Annotated in this window: 18 protein-coding genes; 14 read left to right on the forward strand and 4 right to left on the reverse strand. The window is 59.4% G+C overall.

Annotated features, from left to right (window positions below; translation table 11 throughout):
- Positions 1 to 11 precede the first annotated feature (11 nt).
- From prfA to kdsA, 5 genes are all read left to right on the forward strand, one after another.
- Positions 12 to 1,094, forward strand: coding sequence for a peptide chain release factor 1 (prfA, locus tag K2184_RS01415; protein WP_004103150.1), 1,083 nt, complete (start codon positions 12 to 14; stop codon positions 1,092 to 1,094).
- Positions 1,094 to 1,933 (forward strand): peptide chain release factor N(5)-glutamine methyltransferase, encoded by an 840-nt coding sequence (gene prmC / locus K2184_RS01420; RefSeq protein ID WP_123830329.1) that lies wholly within the window; start codon positions 1,094 to 1,096, stop codon positions 1,931 to 1,933. The genes prfA and prmC overlap by 1 nt, the downstream gene beginning before the upstream one ends.
- The gene (gene sirB2, locus K2184_RS01425; RefSeq protein WP_004103148.1) at positions 1,930 to 2,322 is read left to right on the forward strand and encodes an invasion regulator SirB2; all 393 of its coding nucleotides are present in this window, start codon (positions 1,930 to 1,932) and stop codon (positions 2,320 to 2,322) included. The genes prmC and sirB2 overlap by 4 nt, the downstream gene beginning before the upstream one ends.
- 3 nt (positions 2,323 to 2,325) lie before the next feature.
- Positions 2,326 to 3,138, forward strand: a complete 813-nt coding sequence (sirB1, locus tag K2184_RS01430) for an invasion regulator SirB1 (protein WP_064355974.1) — start codon at positions 2,326 to 2,328, stop codon at positions 3,136 to 3,138.
- A gap of 247 nt (positions 3,139 to 3,385) precedes the next feature.
- Entirely contained in the window at positions 3,386 to 4,240 is an 855-nt protein-coding gene (gene kdsA / locus K2184_RS01435; RefSeq protein ID WP_004103146.1) for a 3-deoxy-8-phosphooctulonate synthase, read from the forward strand.
- An 88-nt stretch (positions 4,241 to 4,328) separates the two neighbouring features.
- Here the strand turns inward: kdsA and chaA are convergent, their stop codons facing one another.
- Positions 4,329 to 5,429, reverse strand: coding sequence for a sodium-potassium/proton antiporter ChaA (gene chaA, locus K2184_RS01440; protein ID WP_004113666.1), 1,101 nt, complete (start codon positions 5,427 to 5,429; stop codon positions 4,329 to 4,331).
- Between the two features lie 265 nt (positions 5,430 to 5,694).
- Here chaA and chaB point away from each other — a divergent pair, with 265 nt between their 5' ends.
- Together chaB and K2184_RS01450 are read left to right on the forward strand one after the other, a co-directional pair.
- The gene (gene chaB, locus K2184_RS01445) at positions 5,695 to 5,925 is read left to right on the forward strand and encodes a putative cation transport regulator ChaB (protein ID WP_004103144.1); all 231 of its coding nucleotides are present in this window, start codon (positions 5,695 to 5,697) and stop codon (positions 5,923 to 5,925) included.
- 149 nt (positions 5,926 to 6,074) lie between these two features.
- Complete coding sequence (locus tag K2184_RS01450; protein ID WP_004103143.1) at positions 6,075 to 6,755, forward strand: gamma-glutamylcyclotransferase; 681 nt, start codon at positions 6,075 to 6,077, stop codon at positions 6,753 to 6,755.
- A 35-nt stretch (positions 6,756 to 6,790) separates the two neighbouring features.
- Here K2184_RS01450 and K2184_RS01455 read toward each other — a convergent pair whose 3' ends face one another.
- Complete coding sequence (locus tag K2184_RS01455) at positions 6,791 to 7,033, reverse strand: DUF1883 domain-containing protein (protein ID WP_004103142.1); 243 nt, start codon at positions 7,031 to 7,033, stop codon at positions 6,791 to 6,793.
- Positions 7,034 to 7,271: 238 nt separating this feature from the next.
- Positions 7,272 to 7,625, reverse strand: coding sequence for a DsrE/DsrF/TusD sulfur relay family protein (locus K2184_RS01460; RefSeq protein ID WP_004103141.1), 354 nt, complete (start codon positions 7,623 to 7,625; stop codon positions 7,272 to 7,274).
- A 68-nt stretch (positions 7,626 to 7,693) separates the two neighbouring features.
- On the opposite strand from K2184_RS01460, the gene nasR reads away from it, so the two are divergent.
- From nasR to K2184_RS01495, 7 genes are all read left to right on the forward strand, one after another.
- The gene (gene nasR, locus K2184_RS01465) at positions 7,694 to 8,890 is read left to right on the forward strand and encodes a nitrate regulatory protein NasR (protein WP_004113664.1); all 1,197 of its coding nucleotides are present in this window, start codon (positions 7,694 to 7,696) and stop codon (positions 8,888 to 8,890) included.
- Between the two features lie 246 nt (positions 8,891 to 9,136).
- Complete coding sequence (locus K2184_RS01470) at positions 9,137 to 10,393, forward strand: CmpA/NrtA family ABC transporter substrate-binding protein (RefSeq protein ID WP_004103139.1); 1,257 nt, start codon at positions 9,137 to 9,139, stop codon at positions 10,391 to 10,393.
- Position 10,394: 1 nt separating this feature from the next.
- Positions 10,395 to 11,279 carry a nitrate ABC transporter permease gene (ntrB, locus tag K2184_RS01475; RefSeq protein WP_004103138.1) on the forward strand — a complete coding sequence of 295 codons (885 nt, stop codon included), beginning with the start codon at positions 10,395 to 10,397 and terminating at the stop codon, positions 11,277 to 11,279.
- Positions 11,280 to 11,289: 10 nt separating this feature from the next.
- The gene (locus K2184_RS01480; protein ID WP_016808835.1) at positions 11,290 to 12,078 is read left to right on the forward strand and encodes an ABC transporter ATP-binding protein; all 789 of its coding nucleotides are present in this window, start codon (positions 11,290 to 11,292) and stop codon (positions 12,076 to 12,078) included.
- 9 nt (positions 12,079 to 12,087) lie between these two features.
- The gene (gene nirB / locus K2184_RS01485; protein WP_196552864.1) at positions 12,088 to 16,158 is read left to right on the forward strand and encodes a nitrite reductase large subunit NirB; all 4,071 of its coding nucleotides are present in this window, start codon (positions 12,088 to 12,090) and stop codon (positions 16,156 to 16,158) included.
- A complete protein-coding gene (locus K2184_RS01490) occupies positions 16,158 to 18,758 on the forward strand; it encodes a nitrate reductase (protein WP_163524888.1) in 2,601 nt (866 codons plus the stop codon). The genes nirB and K2184_RS01490 overlap by 1 nt, the downstream gene beginning before the upstream one ends.
- A 102-nt stretch (positions 18,759 to 18,860) precedes the next feature.
- Entirely contained in the window at positions 18,861 to 20,240 is a 1,380-nt protein-coding gene (locus K2184_RS01495; RefSeq protein WP_163524890.1) for a YchO/YchP family invasin, read from the forward strand.
- Here the strand turns inward: K2184_RS01495 and narL are convergent.
- On the reverse strand, positions 20,237 to 20,887 hold the full coding sequence (narL, locus tag K2184_RS01500; protein ID WP_004103129.1) for a two-component system response regulator NarL: 651 nt from the start codon (positions 20,885 to 20,887) through the stop codon (positions 20,237 to 20,239). The two genes, K2184_RS01495 and narL, sit on opposite strands and share 4 nt — an antisense overlap.
- Between the last annotated feature and the right edge of the window lie 8 nt (positions 20,888 to 20,895).

The following is a 20,895-nucleotide window of genomic DNA, read 5'->3' on the forward strand; positions in this document are numbered from 1 at the left end:
AATTTACGCCTATGAAGCCTTCTATTGTTGCCAAACTGGAAGCCCTCTATGAACGCCATGAGGAAGTTCAGGCGCTCCTCGGCGATGCCGCAACCATCGCCGATCAGGATAAATTTCGGGCGTTGTCGCGCGAATACGCGCAGCTGAGCGACGTCGCGCGCTGCTATACCGACTGGCGTCAGCTGCAGGATGATATTGAAGCCGCGCAGATGATGCTCGACGATCCGGAGATGCGCGAAATGGCGCAGGAAGAGCTGCGCGAAGCGAAAGAAAAGGGCGAGCAGATGGAGCAGCAGCTGCAGGTTCTGCTGTTGCCAAAAGATCCGGACGACGAGCGTAACGCGTTTGTTGAAGTTCGCGCCGGCACCGGCGGTGATGAAGCGGCGCTGTTCGCGGGCGATCTGTTCCGTATGTATAGCCGTTACGCGGAATCACGCCGCTGGCGCGTGGAAATCATGAGCGCCAACGAAGGCGAGCACGGCGGCTTCAAAGAGGTGATTGCCAAAATCAGCGGCGACGGCGTCTATGGGCGACTGAAGTTCGAATCCGGCGGCCATCGCGTTCAGCGCGTCCCGGCCACCGAATCCCAGGGGCGTATCCACACCTCCGCCTGCACCGTGGCGGTGATGCCGGAGCTCCCGGAAGCCGAAATGCCGGATATCAACCCGAGCGACCTGCGCATCGATACCTTCCGCTCCTCCGGCGCGGGCGGTCAGCACGTTAACACCACCGACTCGGCAATTCGTATTACCCACCTGCCGACCGGCATTGTCGTCGAATGCCAGGATGAGCGTTCCCAGCATAAAAACAAAGCCAAAGCGCTATCGGTACTTGGCGCGCGTATCCGCGCCGCGGAAGTCTCCAGACGCCAGCAGGCGGAAGCCTCCGAGCGCCGTAACCTGCTGGGCAGCGGCGATCGCAGCGATCGTAACCGTACCTATAACTATCCGCAGGGCCGCGTGACCGATCACCGCATCAACCTGACGCTTTACCGTCTGGATGAAGCGATGGAAGGCAAGCTGGATATGCTGATTGAGCCGATCGTTCAGGAGTATCAGGCCGATCAGCTGGCAGCCCTTTCCGAGCAGGAATGATGACTTTTCAGCAGTGGCTGACGCAGGCCATCGCTCGTCTGAGCCAAAGTGAAAGCCCGCGCCGGGATGCCGAAATCCTGCTGGGTCACGTGACCGGCAAAGCGCGGACCTATATTCTCGCCTTTGGCGAAACGGCGCTGACGGCGGAGCAGGCCGTCGAGCTGGAAACGCTGCTGAGCCGTCGCGCACGGGGCGAGCCGGTGGCTCACCTGGTGGGCCAGCGCGAATTCTGGTCGCTGCCGCTGTTCGTTTCTCCGGCCACGCTGATCCCGCGTCCGGATACCGAATGCCTTGTTGAGCAGACGCTGATGCGGTTACCCTGCAAGCCGTGCCGCATTCTCGATCTCGGTACCGGCACCGGCGCTATCGCTCTGGCGCTGGCCAGTGAACGCCCCGATTGCCACGTCACCGCCGTTGACTTTATGCCCGATGCGGTTGCGCTGGCGGCGCGTAACGTTGAGCACCTCGCCATCAAGAACGTTACCGTGCTGCAAAGCCACTGGTATAGCGCGCTCGCCGCACAGCCGTTCGACATCATCGTCAGTAATCCACCCTATATTGATGAAACCGACCCGCATCTTGCGCAGGGCGATGTGCGCTTTGAGCCGAAAACGGCGCTGGTCGCCGCCGATGGCGGTCTCGCCGATCTGACTTACATCATTCGCGAAGGCCGCCGCTTCCTGACTCCCGGCGGTTTGATGCTGCTGGAACACGGCTGGAAGCAGGGGGAAGCGGTGCGCGCAATCTTTCGCGAGGCGGGTTATGGCAATATTGCTACCTGCCGCGACTACGGCGACAACGAGCGTCTGACGCTCGGGCAATATCAGGGAGGCGTATGAATCTGTTTAACGCTGTCCTGTATCTGCATATCGCCTGCGTGGTGGTCTCGGTCAGCCTGTTTGTCCTGCGCTACTGGTGGCACTGGAGCGGCAATCGCCGGCTCGACCAGCGCTGGGTTCGCATCGCGCCGCACTGCAGCGATACGCTGCTGTTTCTCAGCGGCGCCGGATTAATGGCAATAACGCACTATCTGCCGTTTACCGAAGAGGGTACATGGCTGACTGAGAAGCTGTTTGGCGTTATCATTTATATCGCATTGGGATTTATCGCGCTGGGCCGTCGTCGTCCGCGCAGTCAGCAGAGCCGGTTTGTCGCCTTTCTGCTGGCCCTGGTGGTGTTGTTTATCATTATTCAACTCGCCATCACAAGAACACCGTTACTGGGGTAAGGCATGAGGTCGTTAGCTGATTTCGAATTTAATAAAGCGCCGTTATGTGACGGCATGGTCCTCATTTCTGAATTAATCCGCGACGATTTTCCGACGCACTATGTGCAGGATGAGCTGGAGCGGCTGCTGGCCCTGGCGCGGGAGGAGATTGCCTCCTCGTGGGACCAGGAGCGCCAGATAGAGCGTTTGCTGGAGCTTTTCTACAATGACTGGGGCTTTAGCGATTCGCGCGGCGTTTACCGTCTGTCCGACGTGCTATGGCTTGATAAAGTGTTGAATAATCGCCAGGGTAGCGCGGTGTCGTTAGGCGCGATCCTGCTGTGGATTGCTCAGGGTCTGGCGCTACCGGTGGTGCCGGTGATTTTCCCGACCCAGATGCTGCTTCGCGCCGACCCTGAAGAGAGCGAGGAGATGTGGCTCATTAATCCGTTTAACGGCGAAACGCTCAACGAGCATACGCTGGAAGTGTGGCTGAAGGGCAATATTAGCCCGGTTGCCGAGCTGTTTAACGAAGACCTTGATGAAGCGGATAACGCGGAGGTGATCCGCAAGCTGCTCGATACCCTTAAATCGGCGCTGATGGAAGAGCGGCAGATGGAGCTGGCGCTACGCACCAGCGAAGCGCTGCTGCAGTTCAATCCGGAAGACCCGTACGAAATTCGCGACCGGGGGCTGATATACGCCCAGCTGGATTGCGATCACGTGGCGCTGCAGGACCTTAATTACTTCGTTGAACAGTGCCCGGAGGATCCCATCAGCGAGATGATCCGCGCGCAGATCAACACCATTTCGCACAAACAAATTACATTGCATTAAAGCCAATCCCAGCAGGCGTTCCTGGCGCAGCCAGTTTGGACACGGACAGCGCGCAGAAACCGGAGCGTACACGTAGTACGTGAGGATTGACTCGCGACGCTCGCCCTCCGGGCCGCCCTGAAGGGCGTTCAAAATACTTTCGTATTTTGTCGAGCACTGCCCAGGTCCAAAATGGCAAGTAAAATAGTCCTGATTGGATAGGCTTTAGTCTGAAACCATTCCGGTTACACCCTGATAAGGCGAACTTATGAAACAAAAAGTGGTTAGCATTGGTGATATCAACGTAGCAAACGACCTGCCATTCGTGCTGTTTGGCGGCATGAACGTGCTGGAGTCCCGCGATCTTGCGATGCGTATCTGCGAACACTACGTGACCGTTACGCAGAAGCTGGGCATTCCTTACGTGTTCAAAGCCTCTTTTGATAAAGCTAACCGTTCTTCCATCCACTCCTATCGCGGGCCGGGTCTGGAAGAAGGGATGAAGATTTTCCAGGAGTTGAAACAGACTTTCGGCGTGAAAATCATCACCGACGTTCACGAAGCCAGCCAGGCGCAGCCGGTCGCTGACGTGGTGGACGTTATTCAGCTGCCAGCGTTCCTCGCCCGTCAGACCGATCTGGTTGAAGCGATGGCGAAAACCGGCGCGGTTATCAACGTGAAAAAACCGCAGTTCGTGAGTCCGGGCCAGATGGGCAATATCGTCGATAAGTTTATCGAAGGCGGCAACGACAAAGTGATCCTTTGCGATCGCGGCGCAAACTTCGGCTACGACAACCTGGTCGTCGATATGCTGGGCTTTGGGGTGATGAAAAAAGCCTCCAATAACTCACCGGTTATCTTCGACGTTACCCACGCCCTGCAGTGCCGCGACCCGTTTGGCGCGGCCTCCGGCGGCCGTCGCGCTCAGGTTGCCGAACTGGCGCGCGCCGGGATGGCGGTTGGGATCGCGGGTCTGTTTATTGAAGCGCATCCGGATCCGGAGCACGCGAAATGCGACGGTCCTTCCGCGCTGCCGCTGGATAAACTGGAGCCGTTCCTCAAGCAGATGAAAGCCATCGACGATCTCGTTAAAAGCTTTGATGAGCTCGATACCAGCAAGTAATCGCCGCTGAAACGACAAAAGCCTGCCGGTTTTACAACCGGCAGGCTTTTTTGATCTCCCCGAACGGCATGACGCCGCCGGGGGAGGCTCAGGCAAAAATGGTCATCAGGTAGGCAGCGAACAGCGCCAGATGCGCCGCACCGTTCAGCACATTGGTGCGTCCGGTAGAGAACGATATCTGGCACAGCAGCAGCGAGGCGACCATCACGACCATCTCCGGGGCGCCAAGGCCAAAACGCAGTTCGTTACCGGTGAGGAAGGCGATAAGCGTCACTACTGGTACGGTCAGGGAAATGGTGGCCAGCACGGAACCGAAAAACAGGTTCATCGCCCGCTGGACCTGATTGTTTAATACGGCCTTCAGCGCGCCAAGGCCCTCCGGGGAGAGGATCAGCAGCGCCACCAGGAAGCCGGTAAAGGCAACGGGAGCGTTCATGCTGGTCAACAGCGTCTCCAGCGGATTGGCATTCATTTTAGTGACCGCAATAACCGCAACCAGATGTATCAGCAGCCAGGCGGTGTGCCACTTGCTGCTGTGCGCCGACGGTTTGCCGTGATGCGGGTCATCGTCGTCGCCGTCATCCTCATGTTCGTAAACAAACAGGCTCTGGTGCGTTTTCGTTTGAATCAGCAGGAAGACGCCATACATAGCGGCGGAGATCAGCGCCACCAGCAGCGCCTGGCCGGTGGTAAAGTTGGCCCCGGGCAGCGCCATCGGGAAGACCAGAACGATTATCGCCAGCGGAAAGAGGGCGATAAGGTACTGTTTAATCCCGAACAGATTCATATACTGGGTGGCGAATTTGCGCCCGCCCAGCAGTAAAGAGAAACCGACAAGCCCGCCGGTAACAATCATAATGATCGAATAAAGCGTATCGCGCATCAGAGTCGGCGCGGCGTCGCCGGTAGCCATTAATGCGGAAATCAGGCTGACTTCAAGAATCACCACTGAGAGGCTTAAAATTAACGATCCGTAAGGTTCGCCAAGGCGGTGGGCCAGCACGTCGGCGTGGCGGACGACGCTAAAGGCGCTGCTTAGTATGCCGACCAGCGCCAGAATATTAATCGCAACGACCACTGGCAGTGACTGGCTGCTTCCCCAGAAGAACAGCACCGCCAGCGCCAGAACCGGAAAGGCGAGGGAGGTCTCCTTGTGGCGGGTTTTTACCGCCTCATGTGCATCGGTCATGAATTATCTCCAGCTATGCAGGTGTTATAATTATAGATATCGTAAGTTAATAAAATAACAGACATTGATTAAACTAATTTGTTTTTTTACTTAAATTTACCACTATAGTCCTGTAAAAGTGATAGATTGCCATAAACTGCGGTTACTATTTTTTTGTATTTATTATTCAGATAATTACTAAAACATCTTTCTCATTTATCTGTCGCCTTGCCAGCCGGTTGATCCTCTACCAGACTCACTATTCACCCTTAAACCGGAGGTTGCCATGCCCTATAGCAACAAAAGTGAATTGCCCGACAGCGTTCAGCACGTACTGCCCGCCCACGCCCAGGAGATTTACAAAGAAGCCTTTAATAGTGCCTGGGAGCAGTATAAACATAAAGAGGACCGGCGTGATGACGCCAGCCGCGAAGAGACGGCGCATAAAGTGGCCTGGGCAGCGGTGAAAAATGAATATCAAAAAGGTGAGGATGATAAGTGGCATAAGAAGAAATAATACCTTTTGCCGCGGCCTCCGCTGACTGTCCGCTTGCCCGCGGCCCGTTCATTGCTTATTGTCGAATAAAGCTGGATAATAATTCGGCAATACTTCACGGATGGCACCAGATAATCGCCGGAAGCGGGCAGTGGCGGAGGTAGTAGACAGTGTTAACTCGTGATTTCTTACTGAATGCAGATTGTAAAACGGCGTTTGGCGCTATTGAGGAATCGCTTCTCTGGTCGGCAGAACAACGGGCCGCCTCTTTGGCGGCGACCCTGGCCTGTCGTCCGGATGACGGCTCGGTGTGGATCTTTGGTTACGGTTCGCTAATGTGGAACCCGGCGCTGGAATATCGCGAATCCTGTACCGGTACGCTACCGGGCTGGCACCGCGCGTTCTGTTTGCGGCTCACCGCCGGGCGCGGTAGCGCCATGCAGCCGGGCCGCATGCTGGCGCTGAAAGAAGGTGGGCGCACGACCGGCGTCGCCTACCGCCTGCCCGATGAATCGCTGGAAGAAGAGCTGACGCTGCTGTGGAAGCGGGAGATGATTACCGGCTGCTACCTGCCGACCTGGTGTAAGCTGGAGCTTGACGATGGTCGCACCGTCAATGCGCTGGTCTTTATTATGGACCCGCGACATCCGCTGTTTGAGGCGGACACCAGCGCGCAGGTGATTGCGCCGCTGATAGCGCGCGCCAGCGGGCCGCTTGGCACCAACGCTCAGTATCTGTTCGCGCTCGATCAGGAGTTGCGCAAACTCGGCATGCACGACGCTTGCCTCGACGATTTAGTCGGTAAGGTACGTCATCTGCTTGGTGAGAATAGCCAGCCGGGGCTGGCGTAAGAATGAATCGCCCGGGGAGACCCGGGCGTTTGCTATCAGGCGGGAACGTAGCTGATAGAGTGTTCCAGCGACTGGCTGTGGCTGTCGATGAGAACGTTCCAGGTGCCGCTGTAAGGCACGGTCAGATACGCGCTATCTCTGTCCTGTACGCTCAGAACATCAGCGTGACTATCGCCAGGCACTTTGGCACTCATCAGGTGAATATGGCAGCGTTCAGAACAACGCACCACCAATGTGTCACCGCCAAACAACGTCAAACTTGCTTTTACCATTGCCATTTAATCTTAACCCCGTTTCTGTCTACAGCATCCTGCCAGCCCATTAACCCGCGTGATATTGTTCACACTTTGCTCTGTGCATAACACCAAAGGGGAGGGATGCGGATGCTGATTTTGATCAAAAAAAAGAATAAAGATTAAACAAAAATGACGTTGTGCCTGAAAGCTTTCAGCTGGCATTGTTTTCGATTAGTAAACGCCGCCAGCTTAATATTTAATCCCGTGAGCGCGGGGATTTTTAGAAGGTCAGGACTTTATCCGCCGCCAGCGTCCACTGCGCCAGCTCAACGAGGGTGCCAATCTCCACGCCATCAATCAGCGGCAGCGCGCTGATCCCCCGGCCATCGGTACAGGTTTTACACAGCTTCACCGGCACATTTTGCGCGGTGAGGATCTCCAGCATCTGCTGAATATTGTAGCCTTCCGCTGGCTTCTGCCCGCGCAGGCCGGCGGTGACCGCATCGGACATTAAAAACAGTTTGAGTTCAAGGTCGGACTGCTGCTCGCGCAGGGCGATCGCCAGACGCAGGCTGTTGAACAGAGATTCGCTGCCGTAGGCGGCACCGTTAGCGATAATCACAATACGTTGCATAAGGACTCCTTCTATAAGGCACGGTTATTGCTTGGCTGAAGTATAAAGCGTTAACCCGGGAGAGGGGTATGAATAATACGGCTGGCAATAGGCCTGAGGTGGTCGACTGGTTTGCGCGCGCGCGGCGACGCCAGAAACAGCAGCTACGTCAGCTGTCGCAGCTGGGGTCGCTGGCAGGAGAGATAAGTTCGCTGGTGCATATGCTGCAGTGCGAACGCGGCGCGTCGAATATCTGGCTGTGCTCGGGCGGCAGACTGTACTCGGCGGAGTGCCGGGCGGCAGCGGCGCTGGTCGATGAGCAATTCACACGTTTCAACGCCGCGCTGGAACCCGCCCGTGATGCCGCCAGCAGCGCGCTCTGCTGGCGCATTGCCTGCGCGGCGTGGTATTTGACGCAGCTTGCGGCGCTGCGCCAACGCGTGCGCGCCCGGAACATTCCTGCCGAAGAGGCGACCGGGCAGTTTAGTCGTATTATTCGCCATCTGTTGAATATTGTTCCGCAGCTCAATGACAGTATCGACGACCCGCAAATCGCTGGACGTATGGTAGCGCTCTATAGCTTTATGCAGGGAAAAGAGCTGGCCGGACAGGAACGTGCGCTGGGCGCGCTAGGCTTTGCCCGCGGGCAGTTCAGCGATGAACTGCGTCAGCAACTGGTGGACCGCATTGATGGCCAGCAGCCCTGTTTCGATAGTTTTCAGGCCTTAAGCTATCCGCCCCTCATCACTCTGTTTGCCAGCCAGTGCCTGGCCAGCCTGGAGATTGAACAGCTGCGGCGGGTTGCCTGTACCCGCCAGCCTCCAGTAGACGAGGGAGAAACGGCGCTCCGCTGGTTTTGCGCACAGACCCAGCGCCTTGAGCAGCTCCGTGGCGTGGAAGAGCGGCTGATCGTCGACCTGCTCAACGCCACCGCCGCCCTGCTGGAAGGCGAAGAGCAGAGCATGCAGTTGCCGCCCGCAAACTGGGATGAGGCTGAGGACAGTATCGCCCTGCGGCTGGACAAACAGCTGCTGCCGCTGGTACGCCAGCAGGCCCTTGAGCTTCAGCAACTCTCCTGCCAGCTTGCATCGTTAAAGGAAGCCCTTGAAGAGCGCAAACTGATTGAGAAGGCGAAAAGCGTGCTGATGACCCATCAGGGGATGCCGGAGGAACAGGCCTGGCAGACGCTGCGAAAAATGGCGATGGATAAGAACCAGCGGATGGTGGAGATAGCCCGTGCGCTGCTAACGGTAAAATCACTCTGGCAGACAACCCCAAAGGAGTAGTTGCACGATTAGCGAGCATTTATTGCCAGCCGACGGTGCAGCGTTTTGCGTATAGCAAGGCCGCTGGCTAAGCAAAAGCGCACAATATGGCCTTCTGCAAATCTGGCATCTGCTTTGCATTAGAAAAAATGAGTGAATAAGGTTTTGGGCAGCGGGCCAATGGCGGTGCGTATGTCCATGGATAAAGGCGTCCTGCGGTGCGTAAGCACCGCCGGGCGCTTTTTTTTGCGCGTTTCTGGAGCAGATATGGGCGATACGTTTTCAATTTCACGACGGCGTTTATTACAGACGGGGGCGGCGCTAGGCGGCGCGATGCTGCTGCCCGGCATGATGCAGGCGGCATGGGCGGCGGGGACGGATAAGCCGGAACAGACCACCGTGCGGGTGGGTTTTATTCCGCTGACCGACTGTGCCCCCTTAGCCATCGCTTCCCTAAAGGGATTCGATAAAAAGTACGGCATCACCCTCGTCCCGAGCAAGGAGGCCAGCTGGGCGGCAGTGCGCGACAAGCTGGTTGCCGGAGAGCTGGACGCCGCGCACATTCTGTACGGCATGCTCTACGGCCTTGAGCTGGGGATCGCCAGTAAACCCCAGGCGATGGCCAATCTGATGACTCTTAACCGCAACGGGCAGGCGATTACGCTCTCCAGCGAGCTGCAGGAGAAGGGCGTCACCGACCTGGGCGGACTGAAAAAACGGATCGACCAGCAGGCGCCGGGCAGCTACACCTTCGCCCATACCTTTCCAACCGGCACCCACGCGATGTGGCTCTATTACTGGCTGGCGAGCGGTGGAATTAACCCTTTCGACGATATCCGCACCGTCGTTGTGCCGCCGCCGCAGATGGTGATGAACATGCGTATCGGCAATATGAGCGGTTTTTGTGTCGGCGAGCCGTGGAACGCGCGCGCCATTAACGATCGCATCGGCTTCACCGTCGCCACTTCTCAGGATATCTGGCCGGAACATCCGGAAAAAATTCTCGGCACCCGCAGCGAGTGGGTTGAGCGTAACCCGAATACGGCTCGGGCGTTGGTGGCGGCGCTGATGGAGGCCCAACGCTGGATTGATGCTTCCGTGGAGAATACTCGCGAAACGGCGCGGATACTCGCCAGACGCGCGTGGCTGAACACGAAAGAGCAGTACCTCACCGGGCGCATGCTCGGCGCATACGACAATGGTATCGGTCGCCGCTGGCAGGATGCGCACCCGATGCGCTTCTACGAACAGGGGGAGGTGAGCTTTCCATGGCTCTCGGACGGCATGTGGTTTTTGACCCAGTTCCGCCGCTGGGGATTGTTGAAGGCGTCGCCGGATTATCAGGCGGTGGCGCAGCGCATTAATCGCATTGACGTCTGGAAAGAGGCGGCGCTGGCTGTCGGCGGGATCGGCGCGCCGAAGCAGCCGATGCGCAGCAGCACATTGCTCGACGGCAAGGTCTGGAATGGGGCCGACCCGGAAGGCTATGCCAGCAGTTTCGCGATTCAACGTAAAGGGGCATGAGATGAAACACGCATATAAAACTCAACCGCAGGCCAGCGCTGGAAAGGCGCCCGGCGAAGTGATCACCCTGCCGCCGCTGCAGGTTCGCAAAACCACGCCTCCGTTCAGCCGCTGGCTGCGCGATGCTACCCAACGTCTGCTGCCGCCGCTGCTCGGGCTGGGATTGCTGCTGTTGGGCTGGCAGCTGGCAGCAATAAACAGCAAAGGTTTCCCGACGCCGCTCAGCACGCTGGATTCCGCGTTGACCCTTTTTGCCGATCCGTTTTATCAGGACGGGCCGAACGATATGGGGATCGGCTGGAACGTGCTGGCGTCGCTGCAGCGCGTGGCGGTGGGGTTTGGCCTTGCCGCGCTGGCGGGCATTCCTCTGGGCTTTCTGATCGGTCGTTCGCCATTCTTCGCCCGGATGTTTAACCCGTTGATTGCGCTGCTGCGCCCGGTCAGCCCGCTGGCCTGGCTGCCTATTGGCCTGCTGCTGTTCCAGAAGGCGGAACCGGCCTCGAGCTGGACCATTTTTATCTGCTCGATCTGGCCGATGGTTATTAACACCGCCGAGGGCGTGCGGCGTATTCCTGAGGACTACCTCAACGTGGCCCGCGTGCTGCAGCTTTCCGAGTGGACGGTGATGCGCAAGATCCTCTTTCCGGCGGTCTTACCCGCGGTGCTGACCGGGGTTCGTCTCTCGATTGGTATCGCCTGGCTGGTGATCGTCGCCGCCGAAATGCTCACCGGCGGCTTAGGGATCGGCTTCTGGATCTGGAACGAGTGGAACAACCTCAACGTTGAAAACATCATCATTGCCATCGTCATTATCGGCGTGGTCGGGTTGCTGCTGGAACAGGGGCTGATGCTGCTCGCCCGTCGTTTTAGCTGGCAGGATAAATAAGGAGTCGCAGATGAAACCACTCATTCAGGTCCAGGGCGTCAGCCAGCGTTTCAATACCACCAGCGGCGAATTCCTCGCACTGCAGAATGTCTCATTCGATATTTACGAGGGGGAGACCATCAGCCTGATTGGTCACTCAGGGTGCGGTAAGTCAACTCTGCTGAATCTGATTGCCGGGATTACCTTGCCGACGGAGGGCGGCCTGCTGTGTGATAACCGTGAAATCGCCGGGCCGGGCCCGGAACGCGCGGTGGTGTTTCAGAACCACTCTCTGCTGCCGTGGCTGACCTGCTTCGATAACGTTGCGCTGGCGGTGGATCAGGTCTTCCGCCGCAGCATGAGCAAAGGCGAGCGCAAAGAGTGGATTGAGCACAACCTCGAACGGGTCCAGATGGGGCACGCCCTGCACAAGCGCCCGGGAGAAATATCCGGCGGTATGAAGCAGCGCGTTGGCATTGCCCGGGCGCTGGCGATGAAGCCGAAAGTGCTGCTGCTGGATGAACCCTTTGGCGCCCTTGATGCCCTGACGCGGGCGCATTTACAGGACGCGGTGATGCAGATTCAGCAGTCGCTGAATACTACCATCGTGATGATTACCCATGATGTTGATGAAGCGGTGCTGCTTTCCGACCGGGTGCTGATGATGACCAATGGTCCGGCGGCGACGGTCGGGGAGATCCTCGATGTTAACCTGCCGCGCCCGCGCAATCGCGTGCAGCTGGCGGACGATAGCCGTTATCACCATCTGCGTCAGCAGATCCTGCACTTCCTCTATGAAAAACAGCCGAAAGCGGCATAGGGGGCGGCGATGACGCGGCAACTGGTGATTATTGGTAACGGTATGGCGGCCACGCGCCTGGCGCAGGCATTGGTAGAACGGGATGCGCAGCGGTTTAGCATCACCATTATCGGCGATGAACCCGGCCAGGCCTATAACCGCATTCAGCTGTCGCCTGTGCTGGGCGCAGAGAAAACAGCAGGCGAGACGAGACTGCTGCCCGAGACGTGGTATCAACGGCATAACGTTAAGGTACGCGCCGGCGAGACGGTTACGGCGGTGGATATTCATGCCCGTACGCTGCAAACCACCGCAGGGGTAGTTAGCTGGGATGAACTGGTGTTCGCCACAGGCTCGCTACCGTTTGTGCCGCCGTTACCGGGCATTACGCAGCCGCACGTTTTTGCTTTCCGCACTCTGGCGGACGTCGAGGGCATCCTGGCCATCGACGGCCCGGCGGTGGTTATCGGCGGGGGCGTACTCGGCGTAGAGGCCGCCGCGGCGCTGCGGCGTTATGGTGACAGTGTCACTTTACTTCATCGCGGAAGCGGGCTGATGGAGCAGCAAATCGATGCTTTTGCCGGCGAGCAGCTGCAAATGCTGCTTGCCGAGCGCGGGATTCGCTGCGTGATGGAGAGCCGTATCGCCGCTATTGATGCACATCAGGTGCGGCTGGAGGACGGCCGCGCGTTTGCCGCCTCGCGGGTGGTGCTGGCGACCGGCGTGCAGCCGAACAAACGGCTGGCCGAGCGCAGCGGGCTGGCCTGCGCCCGCGGAATCCTCGTTGACCGCCAGCTGGCAACCGCGCAGCCGGGCGTCAGCGCCATCGGGGAGTGCTGTGAAATCGACGGTCGGACCTGGGGGCTGGTGGCGCCATGCCTGCGCCAGGCGGAGGTGCTGGCTGCCCGCCTGTGCGCTACCCCAGGCGAAGATTTTTGCTGGCAGGATAGCGGCACTCGTCTGAAGGTCAGCGGTATCGAGTTGTTCAGCGCGGGCGAGCTGCGGGCCGCAGAACAGGATGAAAGCTGTATCAGCTGGGACCCGCTGGACCGCCACTACCGGCGCCTGCTGCTGCGCGACGGTAAGCTGCGCGGCGTACTGCTGCTGGGCGATTGCAGCAGCGCTGCGCCCCTCACCGCTCTGCTGGGGGCGGATGCCCCGGCGCCGGCAGAGTGGCTCTTCGATCCCTCTTCAACGATGCAGCCGCGCGCTGCGGGAAAAATTATGATGACAAAACCTGTTTTAGTGCTGGTCGGACACGGTATGGTCGGCCACCATTTTCTTGAGCAATGCGTCGACCGTCGCCTTCATCAACGGTATCGGATTGTGGTGTTCTGCGAGGAACGCTATGCCGCCTACGACCGGGTTCATCTGACTGAATATTTCACCGGACGCAGCGCAGAATCGCTGTCGCTGGTTGAGGGCGATTTTTTCGCTCAGCACGGTATTGAGCTGCGCCTGAGCGAATCGGTCGCCAGCATCGACCGCGAAGCGCGGGTGGTGCGCGATGCCTTCGGCCACGAAACCCACTGGGATAAGCTGGTGCTGGCGACGGGGTCTTACCCGTTTGTTCCGCCGGTGCCGGGTCATCATCTCGAGGGCTGTTTTGTTTATCGTACGCTTGACGACCTCGACCAGATTGCCGCCCGCGCCGCAACCGCCCGACGGGGTGTGGTTATCGGCGGCGGGCTGCTCGGGCTGGAAGCGGCCAACGCGCTGAAGCAGTTGGGGCTGGAAACTCACGTTGTCGAGTTTGCGCCGAACCTGATGGCGGTGCAGCTGGACAACGGCGGCGCGGCAATGCTGCGAGAAAAAATCAGTCAACTGGGCGTCGGGGTGCATACCAGCAAGGCGACGACGGAGATTGTTCGCAACGAACAGGGGCTACAGCTGAACTTTGCCGACGGTAGCTCGCTGGCGGCCGATATGCTGGTGTTCTCCGCCGGTATTCGCCCGCAGGACAGGCTGGCGCGCAGCGGCGGGCTGGAAGTGGGCGAACGCGGCGGGATTTGTATCGACAACCAGTGTCGTACCTCCGACCCGGACGTGCTGGCAATCGGCGAATGTGCCCTGTGGGAGAACAAAATTTATGGTCTGGTGGCGCCTGGCTATCAGATGGCGCGCGCCGCAGCGGCTACCCTGGCGGGCGAGGAAGGCTGCTTTAGCGGCGCGGATATGAGCACTAAGCTGAAGCTGCTGGGCGTTGATGTCGCCTCGTTCGGCGACGCCCAGGGGCGCACCCCGGGCTGTCAGAGCTATCAGTGGACCGATGGGCCGCAGCAGATCTACAAAAAAATTGTAGTCAGCGCGGAGGGCAACAAACTGCTCGGCGGGGTGCTGGTCGGGGATGCCAGCGACTATGCCACGCTGCTACAGATGATGCTTAACGGTATGGCTTTACCCAATCACCCGGAAAGCCTGATCCTTCCGGCGCTGGAGGGCAGCGCGCCAAAAGCGCTCGGCGTGGCGGCGTTGCCGGACAGCGCGCAGATTTGCTCCTGTCACAACGTCAGCAAAGGCGATATCTGCCAGGTGGTGAACGGCGGCGCGGGCGATATGGCGGCGATAAAAAGCTGCACCAAAGCGGCGACCGGCTGCGGCGGCTGTAGCGCGCTGGTAAAACAGGTGATGGAGTATCAGCTTGCCGAGCAGGGCGTTGAAGTCAAAAAGGATATCTGCGAGCATTTTGCGTGGTCGCGGCAGGAGATCTATCACCTGGTACGCGTCAACCATATTCGCACCTTCGAACAGCTTATTACCCGCTATGGACGCGGTCACGGCTGTGAGATCTGTAAACCTCTGGCGGCCTCGGTGCTGGCCTCCTGCTGGAATGAATATCTGCTGAAGCCGGCGCATTTGCCTCTTCAGGACACTAACGACCGCTACTTCGCCAATATTCAGAAAGATGGCACCTATTCGGTGGTGCCGCGTATGGCGGCGGGAGAGGTGACGCCGGACGGGCTGATTGCGATCGGCCAGATCGCCAAACGCTATCAGCTGTACAGTAAAGTGACCGGCGGCCAGCGTATCGATCTGTTCGGCGCGCGCCTGGAGCAGCTCCCGGCAATCTGGCGCGAGCTGGCCGAGGCGGGATTTGAAACCGGCCACGCCTACGGCAAATCCCTGCGGACGGTGAAATCCTGCGTGGGTTCAACCTGGTGCCGCTATGGCGTCCAGGATTCCACCGGCCTGGCGGTAACCCTCGAACATCGCTATAAGGGGCTGCGCGCGCCGCACAAAATTAAAATGGCGGTCTCCGGCTGTACCCGCGAATGCGCGGAGGCCCAGAGCAAGGATATTGGCATCATCGCTACGGAGAAGGGCTGGAATCTGTACGTTTGCGGCAACGGCGGTATGAAGCCGCGCCATGCCGACCTGTTCGCCAGCGATCTGGATGAAGCCACCCTTATCCGCAGTATCGACCGGCTGCTGATGTTCTATATTCGTACCGCCGACCGTCTGCAGCGTACCAGTACCTGGATGGATAATCTTGAGGGAGGCGTCGACTATCTGCGCGCGGTTATCCTCGAAGACAGCCTTGGCATCGGCGAAGAGCTGGAGCAGGAGATGGCGCGGGTGGTCGAGAGCTACCAGTGCGAATGGCAAACCACCCTTAACGATCCGCAGCGGCTGGCGCTGTTCCGCTCCTACGTGAACAGCGATGAGCCGGACGAAGCGGTGCAGCGGCAAACCCTGCGCGGCCAGCCGCAGCTGGCCCCGTTCGCGGCGCAGGCCGAACCGGCGCTGCCGTCCCGCCCGTGGCAGGCCATTTGCGATCTCGACGCCATCCCGCAGCAGGCGGGGATTGGCGCGCGGCTCGGCGAGCGGCAGATTGCGCTGTTCCGCTTTGGCGATCAGGTATATGCCCTCGATAATCTTGAACCGGGCAGCGAGGCCAACGTTCTTTCGCGCGGCCTGCTGGGCGATGCGGGCGGTGAACCGATCGTGATTTCGCCTCTGTATAAGCAGCGTATTCGCCTGCGCGATGGCCGCCAGTGCGACGACGGCGAACTGGCGGTACGCGCATGGCCGGTAAAAGTGGAGAACGGTAAAGTATGGGTTGGCAACCAGCAGCTGCTGGCGCGCGCGGAGGCCTCGTGATGAATGAAACCAGGACCACTTGCCCCTATTGCGGGGTCGGCTGCGGCATTATCGCCAGCCTGAATGCCGACGGCCAGGTTACCGTACGCGGGGATGAACAACATCCGGCAAACTTTGGCCGCCTGTGCGTGAAGGGGGCGGCGCTGGGCGAAACCGTCGGGCTGACGGGAAGATTGCTCTTCCCGGAAGTCGATGGCGGTCGCGCGACCTGGGCCCAGGCGCTGGCAGCGGCGGGTTCGCGTCTGCGGGAGATTATCGACGAGCACGGGCCGCAAGCGGTGGCGTTTTATGCCTCCGGCCAGCTGCTGACCGAGGATTACTACGTGGCCAATAAGCTGATGAAGGGGTTTATCGGCGCGGCAAATATCGATACTAATTCACGGCTGTGCATGTCTTCAGCGGTCACCGGCTACAAACGGGCGCTGGGCGCTGATGTGGTGCCGTGCAGCTATGAGGACGTGGAAAACAGCGATCTGGTGGTGCTGGTCGGGTCGAACGCCGCCTGGGCGCATCCGGTACTCTATCAGCGGCTGGCGCAGGCGAAGCGCGACAATCCGCAAATGCGGGTGGTGGTCATTGATCCGCGTCGGACCGCCACCTGCGATATTGCGGACCGGCATCTGGCGCTGGCTCCCGGCAGCGACGGCGGGCTATTTGTCGGCCTGTTGAACGCCATTGCCGCCCGCGACGTCATCTGCGGCGATTTTAGCGATGCGCCGCAGGCGCTGGCCATCGCGCAGGACTGGGATATCAACCACGTCGCGCAGTTCTGCGGCCTGCCGCGACAGCAGATCGCCGATTTCTACAGCGAGTTTATCGCCGCTCCCCGCGCCATCACGCTCTATACCATGGGGATTAACCAGTCCGCCAGCGGCAGCGATAAATGTAACGCTATCATTAACGTTCACCTGGCGAGCGGTAAATATGGGCGTCCGGGCTGCGGGCCTTTTTCGCTGACCGGACAACCTAACGCCATGGGCGGACGCGAGGTGGGCGGACTGGCGACCATGCTCGCGTCGCATATGAACTTTGAAACCGACGATTTACGGCGTCTGGCGCGCTTCTGGGGGACCGAACGTCTGGCGCAAACGCCGGGGCTGGCGGCGGTGGATCTGTTCGCCGCCATTGGCCGCGGCGAGGTGAAAGCGGTGTGGATTATGGGCACCAACCCGGTAGTGTCGCTGCCGGACAGCCATGTGGTAAGCAAAGCGCTGGCGGCCTGTCCGCTGGTCATCGTGTCCGACGTCGCCGCCGCTACCGATACCGGACGCTTTGCCCATATTCGCTTTCCCGCGCTGGCGTGGGGAGAGAAGAGCGGCACGGTAACCAACTCCGAACGAAGGATCTCACGCCAGCGCGCTTTCATGGCGCCACCGGGGGAGGCCAGAGCCGACTGGTGGATCGTCGCCCGCGTGGCCCAGGCGCTGGGCTTCGGCTCCGCTTTTGCCTGGCAGCACCCGCACGAGGTGTTCAGCGAACACGCCGCGCTTTCAGGATATGAAAATGATGGCCAGCGGGCATTTGATATCGGCGGACTGGCGGATCTCAGCCGCGAAGCGTGGGAGGCGCTGGAACCGGTGCGCTGGCCGGTGAGCCGCAGTCAGGCAAGCTGGGATTTGCTCAAGGGGTGGCACCGCAGCGGCAAATTGCGCATGATCCCGGTGACCCCGCAGCCCACTCGGGCGGTCACCGATGCGTTCTATCCGCTGATCCTCAACAGCGGGCGGATCCGCGATCAGTGGCACACCATGACCCGCACCGGCGCGGTGCCGCGTCTGATGCAGCATATTAACGAGCCGGTGGTGGAAGTCGCGCCAGCGGACGCGACGCGCTATCAGCTGCTGGAAGGCGAACTGGCGCGGGTGCGCTCACCGAATGGGGTGATGGTAGCAAAAGTGATTGTCAGCAATGGCCAGCGTCCCGGGTCGCTGTTTGTGCCGATGCACTGGAATGATCAGTTTGCTCGCCAGGGACGGGTGAATAACCTGCTGTCTGCAGTCACTGACCCGCACTCCGGGCAGCCGGAAAGTAAACAGGCGGCAGTGGCGATAGCTGCCTGGCTACCAGCGTGGAAAGGCGAGCTTTTTTCTCGCTTGTCGGTTCCGCTACCCGCTTCACTACACTGGCGGCGGCGGGCATCGCAGGGAATCATTCATCTTTCGCTGGCGGGGGATATCGCCTCCCGCGAGTGGCTTATTGAGTGGTGCCAGCGAAAAGGGTGGCAACTACAGACAGCCAAAGGCGGTAGCATCTGGAACCTGCTGGCGTGGCAGGGGGAAGAGCTGATGCTCGGCTGGTGGAGCGATGTCAACGAACCGCGCGTGGATGCCGAGTGGATTAGCGCCGCGTTTCGCAGCCCTCCGCCGAATGCTACCCAGCGTCACGCATTATTGAGCGGCAGAAAGGGTAGCGATGAGGTACCGCGCGGACGCATTATCTGTAGCTGCTTTAGCGTGGGCGAACGGGCGATAGACGAAGCGATTGCTACTGGCTGCCGTACGCCCGCCGCACTGGGAGCAAAGCTCAAATGCGGCACCAACTGCGGCTCTTGTATCCCGGAACTTAAGGCGCTGCTGGCGGCGAAGCTGGCGCAGGCCTGATATTCGGTATATTCCTGGAATCGTGCGGGAGGCTGCCAGGGCGGGTAAAAAACGATAAACTTAACTTTTGCCGCCATCACTTTATGAGTAGACGTAACCGATTTGAGCTCCTTGTCGTTCCGTATAACCCCTTATTTACCGCTTCTCCTGCTGCTGACAGGCGCTCCCGCCCGCGCGCTGCAGGATACTCAGGCCTTTTCCAGAGGCCCTGAAAGCTTACCCGACCTTGGCCTGGCGCCGCAGGTCGATGACGACGCAAAACATTTTGCCGAGATGGCGAAAAAATTTGGCGAAGCCAGCATGAGCGATAATGGGCTGACAACCGGCGAACAGGCGCGTGTATTTGCTATGAGCCGGCTGGGCAACGAAGTCAGCCACCAGCTGGAAAGCTGGCTTTCGCCGTGGGGCAACGCCAACGTCGATTTGCTGGTCGATAGAGAGGGCAATTTTACCGGCAGCAAGGGGAGCTGGTTTGTTCCTCTTCAGGATAACGGCGACTATCTCACCTGGAACCAGTACTCGGTCACCCAGCGGGATAACGGTCTGGTCGGCAACGTCGGCCTCGGCCAGCGCTGGCGGATGGGCTCCTGGCTGCTGGGCTACAACTCCTTCTACGATAAAGTGCTTGATGAGCGCATGGCGCGCGGCAGCGTCGGGGCCGAAGCCTGGGGCGAATCGCTGCGCCTGTCGGCTAACTACTACCAGCCGCTCGGCGGCTGGCAGCAGGGGAGTAGCCTGACTCAGCAGCAGCGTATGGCGAGCGGCTACGATGTGACCGCTCAGGCGCGGCTGCCGTTTTATCAGCACATTAATACCAGCGTGAGCGTGGAGCAGTACTTCGGCGATAGCGTTGACCTGTTCCATTCGGGCACCGGCTATCACAATCCGGTCGCGGTGTCGGTGGGGCTGAATTACACCCCCGTTCCGCTGGTCACGGTGACCGCCAAACATAAGCAGGGCGAGAGCGGCGTCAGCCAAAACGATATTGGGTTAAAGCTGAACTATCGTTTTGGCGTTCCTCTGAAACAGCAGCTGGCGGCCGATGAAGTCGCCGTTAGCCGATCGCTTCGCGGCAGCCGCTACGATAGCCCGGAACGCGATAATCTGCCGGTGGTTGAATATCGCCAGCGCAAAACGCTGTCGGTTTATCTGGCGACGCCGCCCTGGGATCTTCAGCCCGGGGAGACGGTGCAGCTGAAACTACAGATTCGTAGCCTGCACGGAATTAAGTCGCTAAGCTGGCAGGGCGATACCCAGGCGCTGAGCCTGACCTCGCCGATAGAGGCCAACAGTACGGACGGCTGGACCGTGATTATGCCGCGCTGGAACAGCGAAGCCGGGGCAAGCAACCGCTGGCATCTTTCGCTGGTGGTGGAGGATAAAACGGGTCAGCGCGTCTCATCCAATGAGATCGCACTGGCGCTGACTGAGCCGTTGGTACGCGTACCGGCCGATGGCGTTTCGTGGCAGCATCTGCCCTAGAATACGCGCTCCTGATGGACCCAAACCGCCGCTTCCACGCGCGATTTCAGCTTCATTTTCTTCAACATATGTTTGACGTGCACTTTAACGGTACTTTCGGTGATATCCAGACGGCGGGCGATCATTTTGTTTGGCAGGCCCTGGGCAATCAGCTTGAGAATATCGCGCTCGCGCGGGGTTAGCTGGCTGATGTCGCGGTCTGAGGTAGCGCGATTAGCGCGCAGGCTGGCAGCCAGCACCGGGGTTAACGCTTCGCTGAGCACCATTTCGCCTGCCGCCGCCTGCTGTAGCGCTTTCAGCAAATCTTCCGGCTCCATATCCTTCAGCAGATAGCCGTCGGCGCCGCGTTTCAGCGCGGTCACCACGTCTTCTTCATGATTGGAGACGCTAAACACCACCACGCGGCCGGACAGCGACTTCTCGCGCAGCTTGTCGAGCGTTTCCAGACCGTTCATGCCCGGCATATTGAGATCCAGCAGAATCAAATCAGGATCCAATGATTCCGCCATCGCAATACCTTGCTCGCCGTTGCTGGCTTCGCCGATAACCTGGATATCCGGGGCCATGCTGATCAGCTGTTTGACGCCGGTGCGCAGCATCGGGTGATCGTCGATGAGAAGGATGGTTGCCCGTTCCTGTTGACTCATGGAGTTCT

It is taken from the genome of Klebsiella sp. K5-306 (assembly GCF_051835185.1).
Taxonomy (GTDB): Bacteria; Pseudomonadota; Gammaproteobacteria; order Enterobacterales; family Enterobacteriaceae; genus Klebsiella; species Klebsiella oxytoca.